The sequence below is a fragment of the Paludibacter sp. genome (genome assembly GCF_009712605.1).
Lineage (GTDB): Bacteria > Bacteroidota > Bacteroidia > Bacteroidales > Paludibacteraceae > Microbacter.
Genome location: NZ_WASO01000001.1, coordinates 796,171 through 808,665, shown reverse-complemented (window position 1 = coordinate 808,665; position 12,495 = coordinate 796,171). Strand labels below are relative to the sequence as shown.

At 41.0% G+C, this 12,495-nt stretch carries 3 protein-coding genes; all 3 read right to left on the bottom strand.

Going from position 1 to position 12,495, the window contains the following annotated elements; translation table 11 throughout:
• Nucleotides 1–255: 255 nt before the first annotated feature.
• A complete protein-coding gene (locus F8N35_RS02970) occupies nucleotides 256–738 on the bottom strand; it encodes a CYTH domain-containing protein (protein ID WP_293049857.1) in 483 nt (160 codons plus the stop codon).
• 310 nt (nucleotides 739–1,048) lie between these two features.
• The gene (locus F8N35_RS02965; protein WP_293049856.1) at nucleotides 1,049–7,726 is read right to left on the bottom strand and encodes a right-handed parallel beta-helix repeat-containing protein; all 6,678 of its coding nucleotides are present in this window, start codon (nucleotides 7,724–7,726) and stop codon (nucleotides 1,049–1,051) included.
• A 606-nt stretch (nucleotides 7,727–8,332) separates the two neighbouring features.
• Nucleotides 8,333–12,409, bottom strand: coding sequence for a T9SS type A sorting domain-containing protein (locus F8N35_RS02960; protein WP_293049855.1), 4,077 nt, complete (start codon nucleotides 12,407–12,409; stop codon nucleotides 8,333–8,335).
• Nucleotides 12,410–12,495: the final 86 nt, after the last annotated feature.

The window sequence follows — 12,495 nt, the reverse complement described above, 5'->3', positions numbered from 1 at the left end:
TGTTTCTCTCTCAAAGCGGGTGCAAAGTAACACCTTATTTCTGATAAATCCAAATACGAGTACCTCCTTTTTGGTATAAAAATGACTCTATACCCATATCCGGTTGATATGTGTCCGGTTAGGAACCCCAAAAAAATGGAGGCTTTACACGCATTCTTCATCCCCAGCAAAGAATCCCCCCGTTTTTGACGTCTTATTCTCCAATTATCAATCGGAAATATATCAGAATTTGGTCTGTTTTTTCGCAAAAATGATTCAAAGTTTGCTCAACTTCCATTTTGCATAGGGATTTTTAGACAGAAAAGAGTTGTAAAAACGTACATCTCCCGTCACTTCTTCACCCAACCAGGATGGTTTTTCGAACAAAGTATCTTCTGTTGGGAGTTCGATTTCGGCAATTATGAGTCCTGAATTGTCTCCCATGAACTCATCGACCTCAAAAAAAAAGGAAGAATTCGGGATGACATGTCGTTTTTTTTCAATAATTCCGGGTTCACAAAGTAACATTAGCTCCCGTGCTTCTTCAGCCGGAATTTCTTTTTCCCATTCGTAGCGACTTACCCCCGATTGATTGTTCTTTCCTTTTATTGTAATGAAAGCTTTGTCGTCTTTAATGCGAATACGAACCGTTCTTTCGGGAACCGATGAAAGATAACCCTGCATTACATAGGTAGTGCTCGTTATAAAGGGATGGAAGTTTCCATTGACTAAAAATTTCCGTTCAATTTCGAGAGGCATAGTATAGTTGTTTTAATGTAAGATGGCAAAGATATAAAAAAGCTGTTAGAGCATTTGACTATTGCTCTGATAAGTTATACTATATAATAAGGAGTGACCGGAATAAATTATCTGTAGCATAAAGATCGGAAAGATGAAATATGTGGTCCGGTTTAGTATATTAGCTGAACCGATATTGATTAACCATTTTCCATTGAAGAGTAATTTTGACAGGGTTGATATAAGCACGAGTCATACTATGAGAAAAAGAGAGGCATGTACTTTATCCAAATACATACCTCTCTTGATCCTTACAAAATAGAATTCCGATTTATGGATTGATTATTTTCTTCGTAACCGATCCCTTATTGGTAACAATCTTCACAAGGTACACTCCGGGTGTAGATGGTAAATCAATTGAAGTTTCGTAACCGTTTAGCTCTTTTTGTTTGCAGAGCTGCCCGGTTGGAGTGTAAACAAGAAGTTGCTTCATCACGTCAAGACCGTAGACAGCGACATTAGTCTGGCTTTGAATAAATGTAATTCTGCTGTCAGTATTTTCGCCAAGCGAACCTGTCTTCTTTCTGAACACTAAAGCAAAATTTGGAACCGAAGATGCATCGGCGACCGAAAATGTGTACGAAGATAAATTCAGATTGGTTAGTGATCCGGAGTCATCTTTGATATAAACGACCAAAGTTGAGTCTTTCTCCGGCAACGTAATCGTATAATCGCCTTTAGCGGGAACACTAACCTGCAGGGGAATTTCCACTGAATTGCCGGTAAATGGAAGCATGTTGATCCCTAGCCCCAAAGAACTTCCTTCCGCAAAAGTATTCAGTACAATGTTCGAGCCGTTTGACGTCGCAGACCAGTTTGGAGAATCTTCCACTTCCACCTGAGACGCATGAGCATTCGGATGGAACAGTACATATGTATTTCCTGCTTTATTGTTTCCGGAGGCATGCAAATGAAACAACATAGGTTTTGATGTGTCAGCCGTTATCTGAGGGGCGTCTGAGAAACTCTTTACTTTTAGCGGATTTGAACTGGATGCCAGTTGTTTGAATTGAATATTTCCAATATTGGCTCCGTTTTTAATAAAACATCCGGCAAAGGGGGCAAGTCCCCTGGTGTAAAAGCTGGTAAGAGGGATAATGTCATAAGTATCAATGTCTGTATCGTAAGTATAAACCCCTCCTCCATATGCGTTCACCGACGGATCTGTAGTACCGCTGCTGTTTAATGGCCAATAGTTGCTGGTACTATACTCAATGGTTGCAATTTGAGGAAATGGATTAGATATAAAGTTCCACCCCCAATCGAACCATGACGTATTTGCGTTGGTATCATATTCCAGTGTTCTGCTAAATATATCTCCATTGGAAAATGTAACAGCACCAGCAGATGGGAAGATAACAATATTTCCATAATAAGGATCGCCGTCCACAATTTTATTATTTAACTGAAGCGCATATCCTGTTCCCCTGTGCATTGTACTGTTTGATGTATTCAGTCTTGTTGTCCATGCACTTTTATTAGCTCCATAGTCGGCTCTGGTTTTTTCGGTATAGGGTTCGATCCTGGCTGTATTTTCAATTATAGCTCCATCAATATTATTGACATTAACGTCATAGGGTACACCAAAGAATGTCCAGGCCTGACTTCCATCAGGTCTTAGTTTCTTGAACTTACGCATATAAAAAGCTTTGTTCGCAGTCAAAGAGCCTGAAGCTGCACAGGTTATTATTGGCGATGTTGTGTTATCATCGTATATAGTAAGGATTGATGGTGTAATTGTTCCTGATATGTTCAATGTGGTTCCCGGATTAAGCATAACTTCCGAATTATTCAGATCAGACAGGCTTGCCGCAGTACCATCAGAATATTTCGTAATTGATCCTCCACTACCATTCACCTTGTATCCATCCCATTTCTGGAAAGCTCCAATATCAATAGATGTTCCATTCTTGCGAGGATTCCCGTTTGCATCCTTAGTGGTAGGGTTAGAACTTGCCAATCCTTTCCCCAAACATGGTGAAATCAGCAGTAGAGAATAGTCGCCATTTGCAGGATCTTTGAAATTGGGAGAACGATGATACAGCTCAAAATTATGAGTTGTTGCCGTATTCGCATTCCAGATATTACTTGTATATCCACTGGCATAATTTGAACTGGCAGCGCTGTAAGTTATGTTTGGAAGAGTACCGGCGACATTGTCCGAATTATTCCACAAAACAGTATTGGTGACTGTCGCAGTTGCTGAACCTGAATTGATCGCAACACCGGCATTATTAGCAATGGTAGCATTTATAAGATTGGCATTACCGGAAAGGTTAATTCCACACACCTTGGTAGCCGTATTATCTGTGTTGTCTGCAATTACAACATTGTAAGCTGTACCCGCAAGATTCAGACCACTGGTCGCATTTCCTCTGATCTTACAATTTTGAATAATGGCATTTGCCGGAATCGTAGCCGTGTAGTAACTTACGCCTCCAGTCGTCCCCGTCAAAGTAAATCCGTCTATAATTGCATTGTTTGCAGTCGTGTTATAACTGATCAACGCGTTGCTTATATTGTTACCTGATAAAACCGGAGTGTTATTCAAGAGAACACGGCCATTTATTTTGGTTGCAATGTCACCATAATTCGAAGGTTCCGTGCCTGAAGTTCCCGAGAATCCACCATATATTGACATGTTATCTTTTAGTATGAATAAGGCGTCTGCTCCGGTAGATGAGGAACCACTCGCATTCCTTGATGGCGTGTAATTTCCGGAACCCTTCGCAACCCATATCTGAGGATAATCGTTAGAATCGCACTGATCCAATGCAGCCTGAAGCGTTTTATAAGGAGTCGTCCAGTTACGCCCATTAGCATTGGCGTTTGCTGATGCATTATTAACATAATAGATTCTGGGTGCTTGTTCGTAACAGCCCAAATCTGGAGTAGCATCACGAAATACCCCGCGAATATCCATCCCATTTACCAATGAATAATTAGTCACAGATCCGGAACCTTTATTTATCAAAGCAGACCCTGAGGCCAGTCGAAAATCTTCGCTACCGGAAGTCACATTAACAAACCCAGCAGGATTCGTCCCGGAACCTAACGTAAAGCTATTTGCACCGGTTCCTGTGTAACCATTAGGCCAGGCATTGTAGTTTTCTGTTGTCGTTCCAGCCTGAAAAGTAACAGCATTTCCCCAAACAACGTTATTGTATAAATAAGTAGTGGCTGATTCTGTAGCAAACATCTGAATCCCGGATGCACTTGTATTTGGTGATGTATTATTTGCTATAGTATTATTTATTATATAATTAGGATTTGTACCGCTATATGCAGCAAGTGCGATCGCACCACCACCCATGTTTGCACTATTTTTATATATCAGACAGTTTACTATCTTAGCTCCACTATAATGAATATTAATAGCTCCACCTGCTGCCCAGGTACCGCTAACGGAGTTGTTTCGAATGATGCAGTTATACAATGCCCCACCGTACATTTCAGCACCAGCCCCATCATTGGTATTACTATCTGTACACTTATTGTTTTCAATAATACAATGATTAAGTGTTGCATTAGGAACTAAAAACGCACCCGCACCACAATCGTCATCACCACCTCCGTTATTAGTGGCCATTTTTGCTCCCGTTATAGTAAATCCATCCCAAGTCGTGGATGTTGTAAATCCTGATCCTAACCCAAGAAGTGGGGTAACAGAATAGGCCGGTCCAACAACTCTGACATCAGTATTTCCATTCAACGTTGTTGTATAAAGAGAACTTCCGGATGTCAATGTAACACGATCATTGAATCCTGCACTATTGTTATCTGTTGTATTATTTTCCGGGAATGCACCATAGACGCTAACTCCATCCCGCATTACAAAGGCATTCGCCCATCCATTCCAATTACCTGATGAATAGGTCGCATAATCTCCGTTTGTGTAGTATCGGGAATAGCTACCGGCAGCCACATAAACCGGCAATAGTGCCGGTAATCCAGATGAAGTTTCGACAGCCTGTTGGATATAAGGCATAGCATTCGACCATGTTGTGCCATCTTGGGTTCCGTATCCATTTTGACGAACATAAACGGCATCTTTATATGCTGCTCCTGTAAGCGATATTGTTTTATCTGCAGCTCCGGAAGATGATAATGTGACAGTGGCCACCACACTGGACTGTATGGCTACCGGAACATATCGCACATAGAGCGTTCCTCCTGCAGTTGTCAGGCTAGTATTATTCCCCCACGTTGAGTTATCATTACTAACCTGATAATTAGAAGGAGCCGAGATGGTTATGCTCGCCGTCAGTTTTTTCGTAGTAACAACAAATGACTGTGAAGAAGAATTGTACCCTACGACGCCAGAAAATGAAGCACTTGTTGGGGCAACCAGTATTGTAGGAACGGTAGCTGCAAGCACAAAGTAACGGTTGGAACCAATAGGATCCGAATTTGAAACACTATAGGTTGATCCTGTACCATTAAGACTGACATATGTACCGCTAAGAAGCGCACTGCCGGCAATGGCATTATTAGGAGTAATGGCTGTCTGACGGGTTGCAGCGACAGAGCTACCCGTAAAATTAGAACCGGTAACCAATGACCAATACTCTGTATTACTAATCGCAGTAATTGTGGTGCCGTCAGCGAGGCCTCCACACCCGGCATTAAATGCTTGTACCTGAGCGGAAGATGTCCCCGATGTTATTGGATTTACCAATACAAAGGGCAGGTAGGTCGTATTTCCAATCGGAAACATATACGTTGATCCGGAAGTGAGATTTGCCGGTAGCACCCATTTTATCGGGCCATTTACATATGATGCCGTAGAACCACCCGCAATTGCAGTAGTCGCTGTATTGGCAATAGTTAGAAGATTGCTTGTGGTCGTTGATAAAACTCCACTACTTAAGGACAATGTGTTACTTACTGTAACAGCTCCCTGTAAAGCTTTCGCTCCACCGCCTGAAATAGTCAGGCTTTGATAATTGGGTGATGCAAACACCTGCTGAGTTCCAGCACCTGTATATCCGTAATTTACTATACTATTATAGCTATCAGTAGTCAAAGTTCCGATACTGTTGTTTTGCCCTTTTAAGTTAAGTATATGAGCTTGTTGGGTCATATCAATTGTTCCGGTACCGGATAAATTTCCTGATACGGTTACCGTTTTAACCGGCCAGTTTGTAAAAACAAGAGAACCATTGTCAATCAACTGACCTCCGATGGTCGTTGTTGTTCCTGTAAATCCTAAGCTCAAAGTTGTGTTAGCGTTAATGGTCAAATTACCATTGACAGTCAAATCTCCTGAAGCAACACATGCCATTCCTGAATTACATGCGATTATTAAGTTACCATAGTTTGGAGATGAAGAGAAACTATTATGGTATCCTCCATAATATATGACAGTACTTGTTGGGTCTAAGGAAATGTGCGCTTTGGTGAAGTTTGTTGGAAAATCGGTTGTATCCCATTGTCCATTACGACCAATAGTGAGAGTCGTTCCCGGATCCATAGTCATTGTACCGGTTGAGTTGCCTGTTATTTGGTATTGGTCACAATTTAACGTTGTTCCGGATGTCAGCACTGAGAGATTGCCCGAAACTGTCACGTTACTGCTCAGGGTAACACCGGCAGGATTGGTTACCGTGAGATTATTGGCATTGGCAAGCAAGGTGCCGGTAACTTGAGCAGATGTTCCATCAAAAATATAATTGGCAGATGCATTCAAATTCTTCGTGGTAGTGGCAGATGGTATGGTTCCGTTTACCCCGTTAGTGTTTGCGGTAATTAAAGTACCGCCTGAATTGAGGTTAAATTGCGTTGCTCCTGACGTCGTTCCAGTATCAGTAATAGTGTAAGATCCGACATCAAGAGTGCCATTTACTGTTATTTGCCCATAAAAGCCGGAAGAATTGGATCCATTTAATGTTATGTTTGAAAGCAATTGAACATTGCTCCCCGGATTAATGGTATATGTTGTCCAGGTTGCTGCATCAGAGGTCGGCATATTCAACGTTTGATTGGTTCCGTTAAATATAAAGTTTCCATTAGGAGCTCCACTCCCGGTGGTAGTTATTGAATTTGAACCGGCAGTGTTACTAAAATTACCGCTTACTGAAACATTTGAAGTTCCGAAAGTCCCCTTATTAAAATCGAAAACTCCTCCGGTTTGAATATAATTACCGCCTATGGTTAAGGAATAAGCTGTCGAACTATTAAGAGTAAACGTTCCGGCATTTAAGGTAAAGTCACCATTAACTATCAGATTATTAACAAATGACGGGTTGCCGGTTTGCCCTGTACAGTTCCATGTAAAGTTCCCAAATGATTGCGACAAGCCTAAAGGAATCGTACTTGTTATACCTGTCATTAAGCAGGTTGAACTTACATCCCATGTGGCCGTAGGGATTGTTCCTCCGTTTTGGGCATGCTGATATATAGCACCCGTTTGAAAAAGTAGCTTAGATGCGGTAGTGCAGGTGACAGTTCCGCTATTATTGATTGACCCATTTACAGTTGTTACTACATTCGTCCCGTTCGTAGTAAACGTTCTACCACTTCCAACATTCAACGTCCCGTTAATCGTTGCAGTACTATTATTTGCGAGCGTAATATTTATATTCGTAATGGTCAACACAGCTCCACTTGCAACTAAGAAATCCACCCCTGTATTACCACCTAATGTAAACGTTCGCGTAGTTCCTACTAACGTGACACTTCCCTGATTGATAGAGAGAGAATTGTATGAGATATTTCCCGGCAAGGACGAAAATGTGATAGTCCCGGCTGTGTTAAAAACAACATCATCGTTAGTCGCTGGTACACCACTGGGAAGCCAGTTGGATGCCGTATTCCAATTTTTATTTGTACCGGTTCCGCCATTCCATGTTTTTGTGGCAGCACTTATAGTAGACGATGTAATAAGCAGAATGAGTAATACACATACCACGTGTAGATTGCTTTTTATATTTGAATTTCTTTGGCCCATAAGAAAGTATTTTTCTCGCAAGGATTAAAGAGTTTAAAATTTGAATCTTTTATGGTTGACCGAAAAAAAGCATTTATTCAGATACAAAACCCCATAAAGACACAAAGTTATGAATAAAAGTGATTTATAGCTAATAATCTTTGATCTGTTAACTAAATTTTAATTTATTCACACTCAAACCAAAACATCTAAAAATGAGACTGATATAAAAACTACACACATGAATTAGCACGAAGCATTAATATGTTGTTAAATAATAAGTAAGCAATCTATCCAATGCTACTAAAGTTAGGTGGCACGAAGTGTTTTTAGTGATATCTACAGAATTGAATAGATTGAATTTTAGTTAAAAAGAAGCGTTTCTATTTATATTTTTTAATCAAAAGCAAAAACAAGACAAATAGTGTCATTGTTTTAAATAAACTCAGATTGGCATTTAAAACAGAAGAAACACCTATTGACTAGTTATGAACTTATTATCGCCACAAAAAGTCAGATTTTCATAAAAAAAATCGCAGGTGATAACAAGCCAGGGAATCGTAAAAAAGCCGCCTATTCATAATAGAAATAGACGGCTTTTCGAAGTTTCGTATCCGATACTGTTGCTTATTGGCAAACTATCTTTTTGTTTATCGTTCCTTGATCTGCAATGATTTTCATAATATAAGAACCGGCAGCCGGCAGATTAAATTGAATAGAAGTTCCGCTATTTGTAAACGCTTGGATAAGTTGACCCTGCATTGTAAAAACATATATCTTATTAAGATTCTGATTGCTTATGACGGTAATCGTTTCTTTGTTTTGAGAAACAAGGATATCTGAATTTAACGGAGATCCACTTTGAGGTGCAGCAACCTTGCTACGATCAAACAACAACGTGTAATTAAGTGTAGTTTCTTTGTCTGTTGTGATCGTAAATGTATCTTTGTCAAGGTTATGTTCCGTTCCATTTGATTCAATAATCTTGACGGAGGTAGAATCGTCGCCTTCCGGCAATGATAGGGTGTATGATCCGCCTTCCGGTATTGTTACAGATACCGGCACTTCCATCCTGGTTCCGATAAATGGCATGGCATTCACAGCTAAAGCGGTAGAACTCCCGTTCGCGTTTGTGGCAATACCCAATGAATTTGTATTAACATCTTCCAACGACGGCGTATCCTCATTATCGACGCCTTCCGAATGCGTTCCGTTGGCAAAAATGACATAGGCCGTGCTACGCCCGTTTTGATTTGCAATTTGCAACCTGAATACGCTTTTACTATCTGGTTGTTTGAACTGGCTGACCCGCATCGGAGAACTCAGTGGTGAAGTTTGCAACTGACATTGTGTATTAACACTAGCTTTAATGAAAGCCGTACTAAATGCAGAAAGTCCCTGTGCATTGAAATTGTTTAGCAAAATTACGTCGTACATGTTGTATTCAGGCAGATACATATAAACCGGCGTAAAGTCACTATTCGATGGCCAATAGCCGGGATTGTCGGCAAAGGTAGCCGTTTGATAGAATGGATTGGCAACAAAGTTCCACCCTTCTTCTCCCCAACCATGAGTCAACACCGTCCTGGTTATCGGGATCGAAATAATATTGGGCGAATCAGTTATTATGGTACCTTTTTGTGCCGGTACAATAAGCGTGTTGCAAACTAAATTGTTAGGAACTTTTGAATTTACTGCAGCCATATAACCCCGTCCGGAAACAAAATAACTTAAAGAATTGTTGGTCCAGTCTGTTCCCAGATAAGGTTTCCAGGCATCTTTTGTCATTCCGGTACGGGCGCGAGTTGGTTCGTCGTATTGCTCTATTCTGACGCTGTTTTCTATTTTCATACCGTCCAGCTTGTCAAGTTTGAATGACGTGAATGGGATGCCGAATGGATTCCACATCAAAGTAATCCCATTTGAACAATATTTTGTAAACGAGCGGACATACAGTATACTATCGGCAGTCATTGTTCCTTTTACTAAAGGTGCCTTGATATTGTTGTCCTGCAACATTAGCAATTTTGGCGTAGGTGAATAGCCGGTTACATCCAGAGTAGCCGCAGGCGTTACCAACACTTCTGATCCTGTCAAAGATGAGATGGTTGGAATGGTTAGCGACGAACGAAAATAAGCAAATGCATTGTTGCCTGTCACAATAATGCCGTCGCTAGGCTGTTTTTGATACGCTCCCATGTCAATAGTGGTGGTACTGCCGTAATAGTAACGATCTTTTCCCCTAACGTCTATTCCTGTCGTATTTTGTGTAATATCTCCCATATCCAGACAAGGAGAAATAAGCGACAACTCATAGTTATACTTTCCAGGTTCCTTAAAATTGGGAGATCTGTGATACAGATCAATGTTATTATTGCTTTTTCCAAACGTGACCCATTTTCCGCCCAAATCAGGAGCACCGGATAATGCTGAATATTTGACGACTATTTTAGCCGTATCGCCGGAAGCATAGAAATTGCTACTGTTTCCCCAAAGGATCGAATTCGTCACTATTGGTTTCAGAGTACCACTAACTGCAATTGCCGGGCCGCTGTTGTATGCGATAGTCGCATTAACCAACTTGGCTGTATCTGCCATGGCAACGACGGCGTTGGTTACATTGTTGTTGTTTGCGATCAGAATATTTACCGCTTTTGACCTATTGAACAGATTCAATGCATTATTATTGCCTTTCAACACAGCATTTAACAACCACCCTTTCCCGGGAATTGTAGCTGCATATCCGGACGTTGTGCAGCCTGTCAGAGAGAAACCATCCCAGGTCGTATATTTCTTATAATCGACAGAGTCAGGAGCCAAAACAGAACGGGTAGCGCTTCCATTCAAAACTGAATATCCGCTGGCAAAGCGCGTGTCCATACCAGCATACCCATTGTTTAAAGTGCTATCTTCTTTGAAACTTCCGTAAACATCTACCCCTCCGGACATTCTGAAGTTTTCGCCGGTAGCATACGGATATGATGCATTGTAATTATAATTGCCGGCAGCAACACATACCAAAAATTTTGGTGTTTGCATTTTTGCCTTCTCAACAGCATATTGTACAGTCTTGAATGCTTTAGCCCATGTTTTTCCATCATGATACAGTCCGGTTCCATCTGTTCCATCATCTACTCCGCTATAGGCTCTGACAAAATAGGCTTTTGTCTGATTTATATGAACAAAGTACGGTTTGATTCTCCCGGCTCCATCGGTAGCCTGATAATTATAATTTCCGTTTAAGATAGGAATCATTGTCTCAACGCCACTGGAAGTGTTAAAAGCTAAAGCCCCTTTATCTCCGCCTCTTGGGTTACCATCCCATGTTAAATATGCGCTTGTTATCGGAGATGTCGTTAGTGGAGCCGTGATTGCATTTGCCACATTGATACTTTTATCCGGATCGGTAAAGAATTCAGGTGTTGAGGATAAAGAAGACCATGCTGTTTGTTCTGCTGTTGGAGTTAGTGCCGGGACCGTAATCGCAGGAGAAGTAGAGGTGTAACCACCACTCCCGGTCTTAAAGCTTGTCAGTTCGGGATAATATCCGTTAGTAAACGTCCAAACACCTGTTCCGTAATCAGCATTGTCGAGATATCCAGATACAACAGAAGCTGTAGTAATTTCGCTGGTAGACAACCCATAAAGGCTGTATTTTTGATTATCCTGTCCTGAACCTCTCCCAATACCTACCGTTGTTCCGGTGCCCTGTATATCAAAGTAGCAATGGATAAATGTGGGATTCCCATTTGTAGAACCGACAAACCCTCCGTTTTTAGTAAATCCATACACACTGCCGGTAGCAAAGCAATTTACTACATTTGATTTATTGCTTATATTACCGACGAATGCTCCGCCATATCCACCAGTTGTTGTATTATAATTATAGAACAAAACAGGTCCTGTTGCGTAGCAGTTAACGATATCACCGGTAAATGACGGACTATCTCCGTCCATTGAGCCAATAAATCCGCCGCAATATCCGGTGGACGTTACATATCCGGTCGAGTAGCAATTGATGAATGTTGTAGCAGAAGAGCTGGTTTTGTAGATACTACCAACAAATCCACCGGCCACACTGGCAGCTCCCGGGCTTAAAACGTTACAGGAAGAAAAGCTGTTCTTCACCACTCCGTCCTGCGAATAACCAATTAAGCCACCCGCATAATTTACATTGGCTGTGACGCTACCATTAACCGCAGAACAATTGATTATGGAAATATTATCTCCAGTGCAACCAACCAGACTACCTGCATAAGATGACCCCAAAACAGCAACTCCGGATAAAAAAGTATTCGAAATAGAAGCATTATTTCCGATATATCCGAATAAACCAGCATAACTGTTTGCCGAATTATTGACATTCAGGTTGTAGACTGTGCGTGACTGACCATTGAAATTGCCCAAAAACGGACGGCTGTTATTACCGATTGGTGTCCAGCTATAGTTGGCAAGATTCAGATCGTCTCCTAAAACGATTGTGTAACCGGCAAAAGAATTGCCTCCATTTACCTGATCGGCGAGCCATGCAAGCTCTCTACATCGAGTAATCGTATAAGTATTTCCACTTAAGGCGGGAGCGGGGCCTCTTTGACTACCATTCCAGGTATCAAGAGCAAGACAGTCAATATTGCAAAGAAAGATAGATAAAACTAACAATAAGCCTTGCAATTTATATCTTGTAGAAAAAGTAAAATTTCCCATAAATATTCAATTTAGAAAGTTGAATTATATGTTCTTTTCGATAAACGTTAAAAACACTATTAGCATAACAAAGATATAATGTGATT